The sequence below is a fragment of the Pseudomonas sp. NIBRBAC000502773 genome (assembly GCF_006517195.1).
In the GTDB taxonomy this organism is placed as follows: domain Bacteria; phylum Pseudomonadota; class Gammaproteobacteria; order Pseudomonadales; family Pseudomonadaceae; genus Aquipseudomonas; species Aquipseudomonas marginalis.
Genome location: NZ_CP041189.1, coordinates 1,370,260 through 1,386,663, shown reverse-complemented (window position 1 = coordinate 1,386,663; position 16,404 = coordinate 1,370,260). Strand labels below are relative to the sequence as shown.

Annotated in this window: 17 protein-coding genes; 11 read left to right on the top strand and 6 right to left on the bottom strand. The window is 60.1% G+C overall.

Going from position 1 to position 16,404, the window contains the following annotated elements:
* The first annotated feature begins 206 nt into the window (after positions 1–206).
* Positions 207–1,115: a 50S ribosomal protein L3 N(5)-glutamine methyltransferase gene (prmB, locus tag NIBR502773_RS06290; RefSeq protein WP_065926617.1), complete on the top strand. Its 909-nt coding sequence runs from the start codon at positions 207–209 to the stop codon at positions 1,113–1,115.
* Positions 1,116–1,183: 68 nt separating this feature from the next.
* Here the strand turns inward: prmB and NIBR502773_RS06285 are convergent, their stop codons facing one another.
* Entirely contained in the window at positions 1,184–1,993 is an 810-nt protein-coding gene (locus NIBR502773_RS06285) for a hypothetical protein (RefSeq protein WP_065940505.1), read from the bottom strand.
* 99 nt (positions 1,994–2,092) lie between these two features.
* Positions 2,093–3,055 carry an alpha/beta hydrolase gene (locus NIBR502773_RS06280; RefSeq protein ID WP_115486803.1) on the bottom strand — a complete coding sequence of 321 codons (963 nt, stop codon included), beginning with the start codon at positions 3,053–3,055 and terminating at the stop codon, positions 2,093–2,095.
* Positions 3,056–3,198: 143 nt separating this feature from the next.
* On the opposite strand from NIBR502773_RS06280, the gene aroC reads away from it, so the two are divergent.
* The 4 genes from aroC to NIBR502773_RS06260 all read left to right on the top strand — a co-directional run bounded on the left by aroC (position 3,199) and on the right by NIBR502773_RS06260 (position 6,468).
* Positions 3,199–4,290, top strand: a complete 1,092-nt coding sequence (gene aroC, locus NIBR502773_RS06275) for a chorismate synthase (RefSeq protein ID WP_027603936.1) — start codon at positions 3,199–3,201, stop codon at positions 4,288–4,290.
* A 10-nt stretch (positions 4,291–4,300) separates the two neighbouring features.
* Positions 4,301–5,461: an MFS transporter gene (locus tag NIBR502773_RS06270; protein ID WP_141155668.1), complete on the top strand. Its 1,161-nt coding sequence runs from the start codon at positions 4,301–4,303 to the stop codon at positions 5,459–5,461.
* Positions 5,458–5,988, top strand: a complete 531-nt coding sequence (locus NIBR502773_RS06265; protein WP_141155667.1) for an acireductone dioxygenase — start codon at positions 5,458–5,460, stop codon at positions 5,986–5,988. The genes NIBR502773_RS06270 and NIBR502773_RS06265 overlap by 4 nt, the downstream gene beginning before the upstream one ends.
* 210 nt (positions 5,989–6,198) lie before the next feature.
* Positions 6,199–6,468: a response regulator transcription factor gene (locus tag NIBR502773_RS06260; RefSeq protein ID WP_141155666.1), complete on the top strand. Its 270-nt coding sequence runs from the start codon at positions 6,199–6,201 to the stop codon at positions 6,466–6,468.
* A 309-nt stretch (positions 6,469–6,777) separates the two neighbouring features.
* On the opposite strand, the gene NIBR502773_RS06255 is transcribed toward NIBR502773_RS06260, so the two are convergent.
* A complete protein-coding gene (locus NIBR502773_RS06255) occupies positions 6,778–7,449 on the bottom strand; it encodes a glutathione S-transferase family protein (protein WP_141155665.1) in 672 nt (223 codons plus the stop codon).
* A gap of 179 nt (positions 7,450–7,628) precedes the next feature.
* Positions 7,629–8,381 (bottom strand): SDR family oxidoreductase, encoded by a 753-nt coding sequence (locus tag NIBR502773_RS06250; RefSeq protein WP_141155664.1) that lies wholly within the window; start codon positions 8,379–8,381, stop codon positions 7,629–7,631.
* 127 nt (positions 8,382–8,508) lie between these two features.
* On the opposite strand from NIBR502773_RS06250, the gene NIBR502773_RS06245 reads away from it, so the two are divergent.
* A complete protein-coding gene (locus NIBR502773_RS06245; RefSeq protein ID WP_115486808.1) occupies positions 8,509–9,417 on the top strand; it encodes a LysR family transcriptional regulator in 909 nt (302 codons plus the stop codon).
* Between the two features lie 147 nt (positions 9,418–9,564).
* On the opposite strand, the gene NIBR502773_RS06240 is transcribed toward NIBR502773_RS06245, so the two are convergent.
* Complete coding sequence (locus tag NIBR502773_RS06240) at positions 9,565–9,843, bottom strand: DUF3509 domain-containing protein (RefSeq protein ID WP_027603943.1); 279 nt, start codon at positions 9,841–9,843, stop codon at positions 9,565–9,567.
* A 394-nt stretch (positions 9,844–10,237) separates the two neighbouring features.
* On the opposite strand from NIBR502773_RS06240, the gene NIBR502773_RS06235 reads away from it, so the two are divergent.
* From NIBR502773_RS06235 to NIBR502773_RS06215, 5 genes are all read left to right on the top strand, one after another.
* Positions 10,238–12,064 carry a long-chain-acyl-CoA synthetase gene (locus NIBR502773_RS06235; protein WP_141155663.1) on the top strand — a complete coding sequence of 609 codons (1,827 nt, stop codon included), beginning with the start codon at positions 10,238–10,240 and terminating at the stop codon, positions 12,062–12,064.
* Positions 12,065–12,160: 96 nt separating this feature from the next.
* Complete coding sequence (locus NIBR502773_RS06230) at positions 12,161–12,676, top strand: ankyrin repeat domain-containing protein (RefSeq protein WP_141155662.1); 516 nt, start codon at positions 12,161–12,163, stop codon at positions 12,674–12,676.
* Positions 12,677–12,717: 41 nt separating this feature from the next.
* On the top strand, positions 12,718–13,248 hold the full coding sequence (locus tag NIBR502773_RS06225; RefSeq protein WP_065948604.1) for a hypothetical protein: 531 nt from the start codon (positions 12,718–12,720) through the stop codon (positions 13,246–13,248).
* Between the two features lie 67 nt (positions 13,249–13,315).
* The gene (locus NIBR502773_RS06220) at positions 13,316–13,507 is read left to right on the top strand and encodes a PLDc N-terminal domain-containing protein (RefSeq protein ID WP_003172956.1); all 192 of its coding nucleotides are present in this window, start codon (positions 13,316–13,318) and stop codon (positions 13,505–13,507) included.
* Between the two features lie 302 nt (positions 13,508–13,809).
* On the top strand, positions 13,810–15,897 hold the full coding sequence (locus tag NIBR502773_RS06215) for an LTA synthase family protein (RefSeq protein ID WP_065940494.1): 2,088 nt from the start codon (positions 13,810–13,812) through the stop codon (positions 15,895–15,897).
* A 69-nt stretch (positions 15,898–15,966) separates the two neighbouring features.
* Here the strand turns inward: NIBR502773_RS06215 and NIBR502773_RS06210 are convergent, their stop codons facing one another.
* Positions 15,967–16,119, bottom strand: coding sequence for a DUF3309 family protein (locus tag NIBR502773_RS06210; RefSeq protein WP_015885095.1), 153 nt, complete (start codon positions 16,117–16,119; stop codon positions 15,967–15,969).
* Between the last annotated feature and the right edge of the window lie 285 nt (positions 16,120–16,404).

Here is a 16,404-nt window from a genome sequence, read left to right as displayed (position 1 = left end):
GTCCACTGGCTGAGCGGTTCTGTGAATCGCTACTATCGTAAGGTACGCCGTTGCTGGCGTGCAGCCATGTCAAGTGGGCAGCTTGTTTAACCGAATGATGGCGATTTGGATGAAATCCGACGTACGGCAACAGGTTTTCGTACATCGTCGGTACAGGTGAAGGCTGTTAGAATCGCCAGTCGTTTTTTCCAGGAGTCTGCCCCCCCGTGATCACATCCCGCCTGCGCACCTTGCGCGACCACATCCGTTGGGCCGTCAGCCGTTTCCATGGGGAAGACCTGTTTTTTGGCCATGGCACCGACAATGCCTGGGACGAAGCCCGGCAGTTGGTGCTCGGCGCCTTGCACCTGCCATGGGAAATTGCCGACAGCTACCTCGATTGCAACCTGGAAGAAGAGGAAATCTCTCACGTACAGCGTTTGTTGCATCGCCGTATCCATGAGCGGGTGCCCACGGCCTACCTGTTGAAAGAGGCGTGGTTCTGCGGCATGTCGTTTATCGTTGACGAGCGCGTGCTGATCCCGCGCTCACCCATCGGCGAACTGATCGAAAACCGCTTCGAACCTTGGCTGGCCCAACCGCCGGCGCGCATCCTCGACCTGTGCACCGGCTCCGGTTGCATCGGCATTGCCTGCGCCTACGAGTTCCAGGACGCCGAAGTGGTACTCGGCGACCTGTCCTTCGAAGCCTTGGAAGTGGCCAATCAGAATATCGAGCGCCATGGTGTCGACGAGCGCGTGTACACCGTGCAGGGCGATGGCTTCGACGGCCTGCCGGGCCAGCGCTTTGATCTGATTGTGTCCAACCCACCGTATGTGGATGCCGAAGACTTTGCCGACATGCCGGACGAATACCAGCACGAGCCGGAACTGGGCCTGGCCTGTGGCGACGATGGTTTGAACCTGGTGCGGCGCATGTTGGCCGAGGCGGCGGACCACTTGACCGAGAAGGGTTTGCTGATTGTCGAGGTGGGCAACAGCCAGGTGCATGTTGACGCGCTGTACCCGGAAGTGGACTTCGCCTGGCTGGACTTCCAGCGGGGTGGGCATGGGGTGTTCATGCTCACGGCCGAACAGTGCCGGGAGCACCAGGCAATCTTCGCCGCTCGGGTTTAACCAAGCTTAGGGTAGGAAATGTAGGAGGGGCCACGCCCCCTCCCACCTTTCGATGGCTTTCCAGCCGGCTAGCGGTGCGTGGCAATCCAGATCAACAGCCCCGCTTGAAACACGGTGAACGCCACCAGGCAGGTGATGGTAAACCGCAACCCGCTGTCCTCACGCTTGAACTTGGTGACCTTTTCTTCTTCCTTGCGCAGCTTCACTTCCTGCTCCAACAGGTTGTGCTCGGCCTGTTGCAGCATCTGCGCGGCTTCGAGGATCTCCACGAACTGCACCTTCTCGGTGTTCCAACTATCCAGCACGTCGCTGACCTTGCCCGGCTGCACGTTACCTTTGAGGTGCTGCACATCGGCGTAGGCCACATCGAAACCCTGGACGCGCAGGAAGTGATCGCGGCGCAGGCGTGTGGCTTCGTTGAGTGCGTCCTTGTTGGCCAGGTCCACGCCGTCGACGCGGTAGTGCGACCATTTCTTCTTCGCCCACGCGGCGCCTTGGGCCACCAGGAAACGACCGATGCCGCGGTTGGCCGGTTCGATTTCCAGGCTGTTGCCCGGGCCGAAGTGCACGCGGTGTTTATCGTGATCCACCCAGATATCCAGATGGTTCTGCTCACGGCGCACCCGCTGCCCCGGCAATTGGATCACCATGCGCAACAGGCTGTGGTGTTTGTCATGGCGCTCGGCATAGCCGAACTGTACGAACCGCAGCGGCCGCAGGCCGGTGGCGCGGTCGGTGGCCAGCGGGGCCAGGCGCAGCATCTTGAAATGCTCGGCCTGAACATCCGCCCACGGCAGGGGAGCCGCCGTGTCGATGGCCTCGGTTTTTTCAGCCGGGGTGTCGGCGGTCGGTTCCGGTGTTGCTTCAGTGGTTGTCATGCGGTGCGATCCTGTCCAAGCCCTGCAAGTCGAGCGTCTTTTTGCTGTCGACCCTGGGCTTATCGGCCGATTTCTGCAGGACTGGAGGCAAATTGTCGCTTAACGGGGTTGAAGTCCGTCGATAAAGCGCACCAAACGGTTGCCCAACTCGGCGGCGAGGGGTAATTGCGGGTCATTGTAGGAGGCCAATTGTTGCTTTACGTCGTTGGGCACGATGCGCATCACGTGGTTCATGCCTTCGATCACCGTCAGTTCGGCATCGGGCTTCGCCCTTTTGAGTTGCTGGGCGTCGCCGACACCTACCTGAATATCGTTGGTGCCCTGGATGATCAACGCCGGCATGCGCAGTTTCGCAAAGGCCGCCGAAGGGTCGGCGCGAAACAGGCTGATCAGATATGGCTGTACGCTGGGTCGGAAAATGCCCTGCAACGGGCCAGGCACATCGGCGTCCACCTGACCGGCCTTGAGGTGATCAAGGATTTCATTGCTGCGCAGCAGCAGGGCAGGGGGCAGGTGATCGGCCAGTTGCTGGCGGATGACCTGGTCGACCGGGCGGGCGCTGCCGGACAGGGAAATCACCCCGGCCGGGTCGAGTTGCGGTGCGGCCAGTGCAGCCACCAGCGCGCCTTCGCTGTGGCCCAGCACAATCAGCGGGCCCATGCGTGTGTCGGCCTTGAGCAATTTACCCCAGGCCACCGCGTCGGCCACATAGGCGTCGAGGGTCAGGTTGCGTTCGTCGGGCGTGGCGGCGAGGCTGGCGGCCACACCGCGCTTGTCGTAGCGCACGCTGGCGATGTTGTGCCGGGCCAGCACCCAGGCCAGGCGCTTGAGGCTGTCATTGCGTGCGCCGTCGGCGCTGTTGCCGTTGCGGTCGGTGGGGCCGGAGCCGGCGATGATCAACACCACCGGCACCGGTTTGTCGGACTGCGGCAGCAGCAGCGAGCCAAACAGTTCGCCGCTGCCGGTGTCCAGGCTGATCGGGCGTTGCAGTACGACAGGGGAGGCGGCGTGGGCCACGGCGGTAAACAGGGTCAAGGTAAACAGAAGAACTCGCAGCATCATCGCGCCATCATGAGGAAGGTGCCGGTTGGACCAAGGTCTACCGGTAAGGTTTCGAGGATGAACTAGTCGGTTAGCCTGCGTATACTGGCCGCCTTAAGTTATTACGGTTGACTTGATTCAACTGATTTCACGGAGCGCCCTGCATGTCCGGCAATACCTTCGGCAAGCTGTTCACTGTCACCACCGCGGGCGAAAGCCATGGCCCGGCGTTGGTCGCCATTGTCGACGGCTGCCCGCCCGGCCTCGAGCTGTCCCTGGAAGACCTGCAGCGTGACCTCGACCGTCGCAAGCCCGGCACCAGCCGCCACACCACCCAGCGCCAGGAGCCCGACGAAGTCGAGATCCTCTCCGGGGTGTTCGAAGGCCGCACCACCGGGTGCGCCATCGGCCTGCTGATTCGCAACACCGACCAGAAGTCCAAGGACTACTCGGCGATCAAGGATCTGTTCCGCCCGGCCCACGCCGACTACACCTACCATCATAAATACGGCGAACGCGACTACCGTGGCGGCGGCCGCAGCTCGGCCCGTGAAACCGCGATGCGGGTGGCAGCCGGCGCCATCGCCAAGAAATACCTGGCGACCCAGGGCATCGTCATCCGTGGCTACATGAGCCAGTTGGGCCCGATTGAAATCCCGTTCAAGACCTGGGACAGCGTGGAAGACAACGCCTTTTTCTGCCCTGACCCGGACAAAGTGCCGGAGCTGGAAGCCTACATGGACCAGCTGCGCCGCGACCAGGATTCGGTCGGCGCCAAGATCACCGTGGTCGCCGAAGGCGTCAAGCCGGGCCTGGGCGAGCCGATTTTCGACCGCCTCGACGCCGAGCTGGCCCATGCGCTGATGAGCATCAATGCGGTGAAAGGCGTGGAAATCGGCGCCGGTTTCGCCTGCGTGTCCCAGCGTGGCACCGAGCACCGCGATGAACTGACGCCGGAAGGTTTCCTCAGCAACAACGCGGGCGGCATCCTCGGCGGTATTTCCTCCGGCCAGCCGATTGTCGCGCACCTGGCACTCAAGGCTACCTCGAGCATCACCACCCCCGGCCGTTCCATCGATGTGCACGGCAACCCGGTGGACGTGATCACCAAGGGCCGTCACGACCCGTGCGTGGGCATCCGGGCCACGCCGATTGCCGAAGCGATGATGGCCATCGTGTTGATGGACCACCTGCTGCGCAATCGCGGGCAAAACGCCGATGTGCGCGTGAGTACCCCGGTGCTGGGCCAGCTGTGACGGCGCGGCGGTGACAGCCCTCCCGTACTGGCGCCTCTCCAGCTTCTACCTGTTCTACTTCGCTCTGCTTGGGGCGACGGCGCCTTTCCTGGCGCTGTACTTCGACCACCTGGGGTTCTCCAGCGCGCGCATCGGCGAGCTGGTGGCCATCCCCATGCTGATGCGCTGCGTGGCCCCCAACCTGTGGGGCTGGCTGGGCGACTACAGCGGCCGACGCCTCGCCATCGTGCGCTTCGGCGCGGTGTGCACCCTGCTGAGTTTTTCCCTGATCTTCGTCAGCCACACCTACGCCTGGCTGGCCCTGGTGATGGCCCTGCATGCGTTCTTCTGGCACGCGGTGCTGCCGCAGTTTGAAGTGATCACCCTGGCCCACCTGCAAAAACAGACCGCGCGCTATAGCCAGGTGCGCCTGTGGGGCTCCATCGGTTTTATCCTCACCGTGGTGATCATGGGCCGCCTGTTCGACTGGCTGAGCCTGGACATCTACCCAGTGGTGGTCGTGGTGATCATGGCCGGCATCATCGGTGCCAGCCTGTGGGTACCGAATGCGCAGCCCGCCAGCCACGGCAATCGCCTGGCCGGTGATGGTTTCCTCAAACAGCTGCGCAGTCCCGGCGTACTGGCGTTTTACGCCTGCGTGGCGCTGATGCAAATGAGCCATGGCCCGTATTACACCTTCCTGACCTTGCACCTGGAACACCTTGGCTACAGCCGTGGCATGATCGGCATGCTGTGGGCCCTGGGGGTGGTGGCGGAAGTACTGATGTTCCTGGGCATGAGCCGCATCCTCACACGTTTTTCGGTACGCCGGGTGCTGCTGGCCAGTTTCCTGCTGGCGGCCCTGCGCTGGCTGCTGCTGGGCTCATTTGCCGAACTCCTGTGGGTGCTGTTGCTGGCGCAGGTCATGCACGCTGCCACGTTCGGCAGTTTTCACGCCGCAGCGATTGCCTTTGTGCAGCGCAGCTTTGGCGATAAGCAACAAGGCCAGGGCCAGGCGCTGTACGCCGCCCTGGCCGGCACCGGCGGTGCGCTGGGTGCGCTGTATTCCGGCTACAGCTGGAATCTGCTGGGGCCGACCTTCACCTTTAGTATTGCCAGCGTCGCCGCCCTGGCCGCCGCCGCTATCATCGGTTTTCGATTGCAAGAGCAGAACCAAGGAACCCTTCAATGAGTTATGTCGCCGTCTACCCCGTCGCTTCACCGGATACCCCGAACAAGGTCCTGACCCATGTCGACGACATCGCCGCTACCCTGGCCGAGCACGGTGTGCGGTTCGAGCGCTGGCAGCCTGCCCTGATCGAGAGGGGCGCCAGCGACGCTGACATGATTGCCGCCTATCAGCCGCAGATCGATGCCCTCGGCTACGGTGCGGTGGCGGTGCTCAGTGTCACCAGCGACCACCCACAGAAAGCCGAATGGCGTGCCCGGTTCCTGGATGAACGCCGCTACAGCGAAGACGAAGTGCGTTTTTTCATCGCCGGCCAGGGCTTGTTCAACCTGCATGTGGGCGACTACGTGTATGCCGTGCGTTGTGAGAAAAACGACCTGCTGGTGGTGCCGGCCGGTATGCCGCACTGGTTTGATATGGGTGAGAACCCGCACTGTATAACGCTGCGACTCTTCGATCAGGCGCAAAACCCGGTGCCGGAGTTGACGGGTGACGATATCGCCCGACGCTTTCCTGGGCTGGATGACTGATTACGACATATCGAAAACTTCAACCCCCGCATGTTGGAAGTTGTTGTGGGAATAAACTCTTATTCTTGTAAGGCCCGGCTGTTTATCGCGGGGCCTGCGCCTTAGTGCCATTGGTTATGTAACTCTTTGCGGCATCAACGTTTATATCACCTGTCAATAGGAGGAATCCGAAGGTGATAGGGCGATAGCCAATAAAAGGGAGTGAAACTAATGATAGGCCCAAGGGAATTGTCTCCAGCGCCACATTCGGTGCCCAACGCCGTCAGGAGGCGTTTGAGCTTGTCCGGAAAACCACTGACGCCTACGGAACTGGAAATCCTGCGTTGGGCCTCCGAAGGCAAGACCGTCTGGGAAATCAGCCAGATTCGCGCCACCTCCGAAGCCACGGTGAAATTCCACCTGCGCAATATCTACGGCAAATTTGGCGTGACCAATCGAGTGCAGGCGATGAATGAGGCGGCACGCCAAGGTTTATGCTGACCCAAGCTGTCGGCCACCAAAGCAATCGGTTTGAAGCGTCATCGTCCAGCCATAACCAAGCCGTGCTTACGTAGATGCACCTTCAGAATGTCCTAGGCGACCGACTCGATTCCAGTTCCGGAGGGTGTCAATGAACGCGCGTAGCGGAGGCGGTACCTGACGCGGAATAACGGTAATGCCATGACCTCGACCTTGCACCTAATTGACCTCATCATCGTGTCGCCCATTCACATTCGGGGGGCGGGGCGGTGTCTAACGTCGCATTGGTGGCGCTAGGCTCGACGTCAGTCTTTTGATTGATCGCGTCGGCTACGCGGCAGCGATCAGCGCTCCTTGTTGGCGCAGATGCGTCTGGAAACGCGCGGCATAGTCTTCGACAACGGCATCCCTTACGCTGGAGCGCGCCTCAAGCGCCTTACGCCAAGCCGAAATGCGCGGAAGGCCGTCGAAAATCTGGTCTGCGACAGTTGCGTCGATACTCTCGAAGTAACGGAAAAGCGGGGCATAAACCGCATCAACCATTCCAAAGGCCGAGCCATTGAAGAACGGCCCCACGCCTATTTCTGACTCCAGTTTGCCGAGCCGTTCGCGAAATGCGGTGCGCTTGGCATCTGCGGTCGCAGAGTCACGAGCGTGGAGAAACTGCCAGGCTTCAGCTTGCGCCTGCGACGCGAACTCGATCCACGCGCGATTCCGTGCGCGAGCTAACGCATCGACAGGGTGCATCGACGCGCCGCCTTCGGTTTCGTCGAGGTACTCGCAGATGACCATGCTTTCGAATAGGATCGCGTCTTCCGCATTGTCCCGGCGCACCTTGAGCACCGGGACCTTGCCGGTTGGCGAAACTGCCAGGAACCAGTCTGGCTTGGCTGATAAGTCGACATTTATCCGATCGAATTGGATGCCCTTTTCAAGAAGTACAATCGCGGCGCGCTGTACGAATGGGCATAGTGGGTGGCTTATCAGCGTAAGAGCGTTCATTGCTTTTAGTGGCCCTGGATGGTTTATCAAGCGCAAACAACGGCAGAGGTTTCCCGCGTACCTCTGTGTGCGCAGTCTGGATTGGACTGGTTCGTCCCTAAGTGCTGGGGCCGGCGTTCAGTACCTGATTAACTCAGCCCAGGCGATAGTGCATTCGCCGCAATTCTTGAGCTGCGCGCTTAGCCATTCAGCAGGCGGCCGCCGTCAAGGACGATTTCAGAGCCGACCGTCCAGCGCGACTCGTCGGATGCCAGATACAGCACTGCCTTGGCCACCTCGTCAGAGGTACCGAAGCGCCCAAGCGGAATGGTTGCCGCGATCTCTTTGTTAAGCTGCGCGCGATAAGCTTCTGGAATACCCAGCTTGTCGTAAAGCGGAGTCTCGACGGGGCCAGGGCTCACTGCGTTGACACGGATGCCACGGCCCAGCAATTCGGTCGAGAGCGTCTTCGACATGTTCAGCAATGCGGCCTTCGTTGCGGCATACACGGACGAGCGATCTGCGCCTGCATGGGCGCTTACGGAAGTCGTCAACACGACCGAAGCAGGATTGGCGAAGACCGGCAACAGCGCCTGCATCAGGAAGTACGGCCCTTTGACGTTGATGTCGAAAGAGCGGTCGAACATATCTTCCGTCCATTCCTCAATGGGCTGCCAGACGGATACGCCGGCATTGAGGAAGGCAACGTCGAGTTGGCCGTAGTGTTCCTTGATGACGTGTGCCAGTTCCTTTTGTGCCGCAACGCTGGCCGAGTCGGCGCGCAGCACCGGCACTTCCGGGCCCAATTCGGCCTGGGCTTTTGCAATCGAATCGGGGTTGACACCCGTTACGATCACGCGAGCACCCTCCGCCAGGAACTGCTTTGCCGTTTCCAGCCCGATGCCACTGGTGCCGCCAGTAATGAGCGTACGTTTACCTTGCAAGCGCGACATTTGAATTCTCCGGTGAATGACGACCACCGCGGTCGACAGGGAGAAATATGCGCTCATGCCCCATGGTATATAAGACGGCTTATTCGCATATAATTCATGCAAATTGAGCATGAATTGAGGTGGAGAAGTGGACCGATTTCTGTTGATGACATGCTTCGCGCGTGCTGTAGAAACCGGGAGCTTTTCGGCGGCAGGGCGTGATCTAGGGCTGGGGCAACCGAATGTAAGCCGCTATGTAGCGGCTCTGGAGGATCATTTGCAGACGCGTTTGCTCCACCGGTCTACGCGCAAGCTGTCGTTGACACCGGAGGGCGAACGCTACTATGCGGACATCCGGCGCATCCTGGATGCGGTGGATGAATCCGAATCGTCCTTCAGAAACAACGTCGATCCATCGGGACTCTTGCGCGTAGCCTGTCCGACAGCTCTCGCACACGCGTTTGTGCTGCCGCATGTGCCGGCCTTTCTGGAGCGCTACCCTCAATTGATCTTGGATCTCCAACTCAACGATCGATACGTAGACCTGGTCAATGAAGGCACCGAACTCGCCATTCGCATAGGACAGCTGGAGGACAGCACCTTGCGCGCGCGGCCTCTTGGATGGTACGACCGGGTCTTCGTCGCCAGTAAGGACTACCTGGCTAAACGCGGCGTTCCGCAGACCCCGGAGGATCTACGCGACCACGATTGCATCGTCTACACCTTACTGTCGTCCGGGGCGACCTGGCGATTCCGGGACGCGGAGATTCCGATTACCGGCAGGCTCAGGGTCAACTCGCCCGACGCTGTGAGCGCGGCAGTCGTGGCGGGCCTGGGTGTGGCGCATGGACCTGCGTGGCTGTTTGAGGGCGGGCTGAACAGCGGGAGATTACAGTTCATTCTCACCAACCATGGGGCTCCCCCTGTCCCCGTGCAGATGGTTTATGTCGCCAACAGACTGCTCCCCACGCGGGCTATCGTGTTCATGGATTTTATGGCTGAGGTGTTTTCAAAGATTCCAGCCTTGAACGGCGGCACCCCTGTGCCGACTCTATAGGAGACGGCACCGGCAGATGTTGAACTCGCCTATAAACAGCTTTATCGGGCTCAGGCGCAGTTCAGCGAAGTGCCGGGCTGGAATCATCGTCAAACAAAAAAGGCCGCGATGCTCAAAAGCGTCGCGGCCTTGTTATGTCTGCGGTATTTAAGCCGAATGGTAGGTCGGCAGGGCAAAGCGGTTCTGGCTTTGCAACATCGAAATTTGCGGCAGTTCACTGGCTTGTTCGGCCAGGTCGCGACGAATCGCGCTGATCACCCAGGTCAATTGATCGGCGGTGTGCAACTGCTGGTAAGAGATCGAACGCTTGACCTGCTTGCCGTCACTGTTGCGCAGGGTCAACAGAATGCCGCCGTCGGGACGTGGCTGGGTGGTGACATCGTAATTGGAGAATACTGAAGCGAATTTATCTTGGATCAGGCTCATGTCTATCAGCTCCGTTGGCTCAAGTTGGCAAGCATGGAGTGATAGGTGCAGTGATTGTGCCAGCTTATGATTTAAAAAATATCCTTATAAATCAATAGCTTGAAAATTAAGTGAATTTTCGCTTTCGTGCAATTTGCATGAATGGCCATCATGCATCCTGCATTTTGCGTTACTCGATGGCATGGGGTTGGCTCCCCTGTACCGATAAAGACTACCCGCGGGCAGCTAAATTCCCTTTTTGAGCGCTCACCCGACGGGATACAAAACTTTTCAAATCCTGCGTGTACAGCCGAAGAACGGCTGACGTATTTTCCTGCAATGCATTCGGCCTTCCTCTTACAGAGGTGTCGGTGCTTCGGGATCAGACGAAGAATAAGAAAAAGGACGTTTCTCCATGAGCCACCCGCACAATGACATGATCACCTGGGGCAAGCTGCTGAGTAAGGTGCCGGCCATCGTTCGCGCCCTGCCGCGCGTAGTGCGCGGCATGCGTGCGGCCAATGTCACCGACCCCGCGCAGCCTTGCGGGCTGGGCTGGCACTTTGAGCAAGCCACCCTGCGCAACCCCGACGGCAACGCGTTGCTGTACGGTGACTGTGTGCTCAGCTACACCGACGCCAACCAGCGCGCCAACCGTATTGCCCACCACCTGCAAGCCGAGGGCATCGGCAAGGGTGACGTGGTGGCGCTGTTTATCGAAAACCGCCCCGAATTGCTCTTGAACGTGCTGGCCGTGGCCAAGCTGGGTGGCATCTGCGCGATGCTCAATACCGCGCAAACCCAGGCGGCGCTGGTGCACAGCCTGAACCTGGTGAGCCCGGCAGCCATTATTGTTGGCGCGGAACTGGTGGCCCCCTATGACGCGGTGCGCGATCAGGTGGCCATCGCGGCTGATCGAACCTGGTTCGTCGCCGATCAGCCATCCAGCCTGGTGCCGCAGGGGTATATCGACCTGTTGGCGGCGAGCGCCGCGTGCCCGGTGGACAACCCGGCCAGCACTGCGCAGATCTTCTTCAACGACCCCTGCTTCTATATCTACACCTCCGGCACCACCGGCCTGCCCAAGGCCGGCATCATGAAACATGGCCGCTGGACCAAGACTGCCGTCAGCTTCGGCAGCATCGCGCTGGACATGGGGCCGGACGACGTCTTGTATTGCACCTTGCCGCTGTACCACGCCACCGGGCTGTGTGTGTGCTGGGGATCGGCGATTGTCGGGGCATCGGGCTTCGCCATTCGCCGCAAGTTCAGCGCCAGCCAGTTCTGGGACGATGCGCGCCGATTCAAGGCGACCACCCTCGGCTATGTCGGTGAGTTGTGTCGTTACCTGCTCGACCAGCCACCCGGCGAAAACGACCGTGATAACTGCGTGACCAAGATGGTTGGCAATGGCTTGCGCCCCGGTGTGTGGGCGCAGTTCAAGGCACGCTATGGCGTGGAGCATATCTGCGAGCTGTACGCGGCCAGTGACGGCAATATCGGTTTTACCAACGTGCTGAATTTCGACAACACCATCGGTTTCTGCCTCCAACACTGGGCGCTGGTGGACTACGCCCATGACAACGGCGAGCCGCTGCGTGGCAGCGATGGTTTTATGCGCAAAGTCCCCACGGGCGGGCAGGGCCTGTTACTGGCCAGGATCGATGAAAAATCCCCCTTCGACGGCTACACCGACCCGGAAAAGAATCGCCGGGTGGTACTCACCGACGTGTTTGAAAAAGGTGATCGCTACTTCAATACCGGCGATTTGTTGCGCAGCATCGGCTTTGGCCATGCGCAATTTGTGGATCGCCTGGGGGACACCTATCGCTGGAAAGGTGAAAACGTGTCCACCACCGAGGTCGAGAACGTCCTGCTGCAACACCCGCAGATCGCCGAAGTAGTGGCTTATGGCGTCGAGATCGAAAACACCAATGGCCGCGCGGGCATGGTCGCCATCACCCCGAGTGAATCCCTGGCCGCGCTGGACATGCGCGAGCTGCTGCAATTCGCCCACGGCCAGTTGCCCCACTATGCGGTGCCGCTCTTCCTGCGGATCAAGGTCAAGATGGAAACCACCGGTACCTTCAAGTACCAGAAGGTCAAGCTCAAGGAAGAAGCCTTTGATCCGGACAAGGCCGGCAATGACCCGGTGTATGCCTGGCTGCCGGGGTCGGACTGCTATGTGCCGGTCACCGGGCAACTGTTGGCGCAGATCCAGGGCGGCCAGTTCCGCTATTGATTCTGTCTATGGCCGCTTTTGCTAAAAAGGGCATGACAGTGGGGAACTCCCTCGCGACACTGGCGGCCTATAAAGCACCAGACAAGGAGCCCCCACATGTCAGACCAAGCCAAACAAATGACTGAAGACGAAGCCGCCGAATTTGCCGAGCAGGTCTTCGACGTCGCCCGCAAAGGCGACGCCGCCATGCTCGCCGCGCTCCTGGCCAAAGGCTTGCCGGCCAACTTTCGCAACCACAACGGCGATACCTTGCTGATGCTGTCTGCCTACCACGGCCATGCCGAAGCGGTAAAAGTGCTGCTGGAGTTCAAGGCCGACCCGCTGATCGCCAATGACAAGAACCAGTTGCCCATCGCTGGCGCTGCCTTCAAGGGCCACTTGCCGGTGGTCAAGGCGCTGATTGAAGGGGGCACGCCAATCGAGGCCGCCTCGTCCGACGGGCGTACCGCCCTGATGATGGCCGCCATGTTCAACCGCGTCGAGATGCTCGACTACCTGCTCAGCCAAGGCGCCAACCCCAAGGCCACCGATGCCCAGGGCGCGACTGCGCTGGCGGCGGCGCAGACCATGGGGGCGAAGGACACGGCGGCGCAGTTGGAGAAACTGGTGTAGGCTGTGCGCCCTCAAAAACCAGCCCGCTACAGGATCACCCCATGAAAACCGCCCTCGTCGAACTTATCAGTAAAATCAGCGCCGGGGTCATGGGCGAGGACGAGGTGGCGCGCATTGCCGAAGAGGCCGCCCAGGCCTACGCCGACCCGGCGGCCTTCCTGGCGGCCAACCCGGATATCAACTACGACGACAGCTTTCCGATCCCGCTGGGGGAGTGGGTAGTGGTCGGCAGCCTGCCGGATACCGTGCTGTTCCAGGCCGATACCTATGGCGATCTGTTTGCGCAGATCGTCGCGTCGTTCGGCCCGGGTGTGGCGTTCAACCTCAAGCCCAAGCAATTGGCCAAGACTGACGGCCTTACCGCCCTGAACCGTATCCAGATCCAGATGAGCGCCCTGAGCCCGGAAGACGGCGGTTATGTGCTGCTCAACTTCAGCCAGTTGCTGGACGACGAGATCCAGGCGGTGTTGGTGTTCGGCAATGACCTGCCGCGCGTGCTGGCGTTGTGTGCCGAAGTCGGCATCCAGGCCGAGCCATCCCTGGAAGCGCTGAAGGTCGCCGTGCACGTCTGAAATAAAACGGAACCCCGGCCAGGGCTGGCTATCCTACAAGGGCATGCCCTCACTTAGGAGCGACACCATGGGTTCCACTTTCAACGGTCTGATCGGGCTGATCATCCTGGCGCTGGATATCTGGGCGATCATCAATGTGTTCAAAAGCGGCGCAAGCACCGGGGCCAAGGTGTTGTGGATCCTGTTGATCCTGCTGCTGCCGGTACTGGGCCTGATCATCTGGGCTATCGCCGGGCCGCGCGGCAACGTGCGGATCTGACCCCCCCCGCACTCAATTTGGAGTGGGCACAGTAAATGTGGGAGGGAGCAAGCCCCTCCCACATTGGTTTTCAGCGCGCTCCAGAGATTTGTGTGTCGAAATATTCGCTGCACACAATTTTCACATCTTATCCAAGACAATCCGCCGGCTCTATCTCCCTGCCAAGGCCCTGCCTCAGGTGCTTTTAAAGGCGGCGCAGCGGTGCTCGTTCAGTAATTAATAGCCTTGATGGCATTGATCGGGCACCATTCGCGCCACTGCATTACTTCGTCACTTAAACTTCCAATGGGTCCTGAAACGACATGGCAAACCCGGACGCCCTGAGTCAGCAGCGAGCTTCTAATCGCCTGCTGCAACCGACCGTCAAATCCCATCTGGCGTACACGCTGCTCTGCGCACTGGTCATGATGGTGATGTTCTCCCTGCTGCGCCTGGCGCTGCTGGTCTACAACCGCGAGATGATCCTCGACACGCCGGCCTCGACCTTCCTTGAAGCGTTCGCCAACGGTCTGCGTTTTGACATCCGCCTGGTGGTCTACCTGCTGATCCCGCTGCTGCTGGCACTGTTCAGCGTACGGGCCATGGCTGCGCGTGGGTTATTTCGCTTCTGGCTGACCCTTGCGTCCAGCATCGCCCTGTTCCTGGGCTTGATGGAGATGGACTTCTACCGCGAGTTCCACCAGCGCCTCAACGGCCTGGTCTTCCAGTATGTGAAGGAAGACCCGAAAACCGTGATGAGCATGCTCTGGTACGGTTTCCCGGTGGTGCGCTACCTGCTGGCCTGGGCCGTGGGCACGCTGATCCTGAGCATCGCGTTCAAAGGCGCCGACCGCGCCACGCGCCCACGTGGCCCGTTCAGTGGTGGCAGCATCGGCACGCGCCAGGTGGCGCCGTGGTACAGCCGCATCGCGGTGTTCGTCGTGTGCCTGCTGATCGCCGTGGTTGCCGCCCGTGGCACCCTGCGCCAGGGCCCGCCGCTGCGTTGGGGCGATGTGTACACCACCGATTCGAACTTCGCCAACCAGTTGGGCCTCAATGGCACCTTGTCGCTGATCGCGGCGGCCAAGGCCCGGTTCGGTGAGGACCGCTCCAACATCTGGAAGGCGACCCTGGACCAGCCGCTGGCCACCCAGACCGTGCGGGACATGCTGGTGCTGCCACAGGAAAAACTGGTCGATACCGACATCGCCGCCGTGCGCCGCGACTACACACCGCCGGCCGAGAAGACCCTGCCGATCAAGAACGTGGTCGTGATCCTGATGGAAAGCTTCGCCGGTCACTCGGTCGGCGCCTTGGGGCGTCCCGGTAACATCACGCCATCCTTCGACAAACTGTCCAAGGAAGGCCTGCTGTTCGACCGTTTCTTCTCCAACGGCACCCATACCCACCAGGGCATGTTCGCCACCATGGCCTGCTTCCCGAACCTGCCAGGCTTTGAATACCTGATGCAGACCCCGGAAGGCAGCCATAAGCTGTCGGGCCTGCCGCAGTTGCTCAGCGCCCGTGATTTCAACGACGTGTATGTCTACAACGGCGACTTCGCCTGGGACAACCAGTCGGGCTTCTTTAGCAACCAGGGCATGACCAACTTCATCGGCCGCAACGACTTCGTCGACCCGGTGTTCTCCGACCCGACGTGGGGCGTGTCCGACCAGGACATGTTCAACCGTGGCCTGGAAGAGTTGAAGGCCCGTGAAGGCGGCAAGCCGTTCTACGCACTCCTGCAAACCCTGTCCAACCACACGCCATACGCGTTGCCGACGCCATTGCCGGTGGAGAAAGTCACCGACCGTGGCAGCCTCAACGAGCATTTGACGGCCATGCGTTACTCCGACTGGGCCCTGGGCCAGTTCTTTGAAAAGGCCCGCAAGGAGCCGTACTTCAAGGAAACCCTGTTCGTGATCGTGGGCGACCACGGCTTCGGCAACGAACAGCAGATCACCGAGATGGACCTGGGCCGCTTCAACGTACCCATGCTGATGATTGCACCGGGCATGCAGGAGAAATTCGGCGAGCGTGACCACACCGTGGGCACCCAGATCGACATCGTGCCGACCATCATGGGCCGCCTGGGTGGCGACACCCTGCACCAATGCTGGGGCCGCGACCTGCTGAACCTGCCGGAAGGCGACAAGGGCTTTGGCGTGATCAAGCCATCGGGCAGCGACCAGACCGTGGCCTTGGTCACCGCAGACCGCATTCTGGTACTGCCCAAGGAAATGCCACCGAAGCTATGGCAATACGAACTGGGCGCCAACCCGAGCGGTAAAGTGATTGCCGAATCGCCGGACGAGGCTGCACTCAAGCAGAAACTCGAAGCGTTCCTGCAAACCGCGACCAAGAGTTTGCTGGATAACACCGCAGGCGTTGTAAACGGTAAGCCGGACTAATTAACCGGCAATAAAAAAGAGGCCTTTTTCAAGGCCTCTTTTTTTTGCTTCGTTATTACCGCGGGGCGGTTATATCCGGCCCAGCAACAACAGGACCAGCAGCACCACCAGCACCACACCGAGGATACCCGACGGGCCATAACCCCAATTACGCGAGTGCGGGAATACCGGCAGGCCGCCGACCAGCAGGAGGATCAAGATAATGATCAGAATGAGGCTCATGGTTTTTTTCCTTATTGTCTTTCTGCAAAGACCGGTTGTTTAACGATAGGCCTGCAGAGTTAATTACAGACGCCTTAACTACTCCGACTCTGGCGCTTCGCAGAAAATTCCATGTTTTTTTAAAGCATTTCGATCAGTCGCTTATTTCTTTTAATTCGCGCTCATCCAGCACTTATTAGTTGAAAAACATTGAACTTAGGCGGACGGCAGGTATCCGACCCGGTCCACGGTTTGCCTGGGGCATTCATCACTCTGATGGTGCGTGGGTGCAGGAAAAACCTTCGC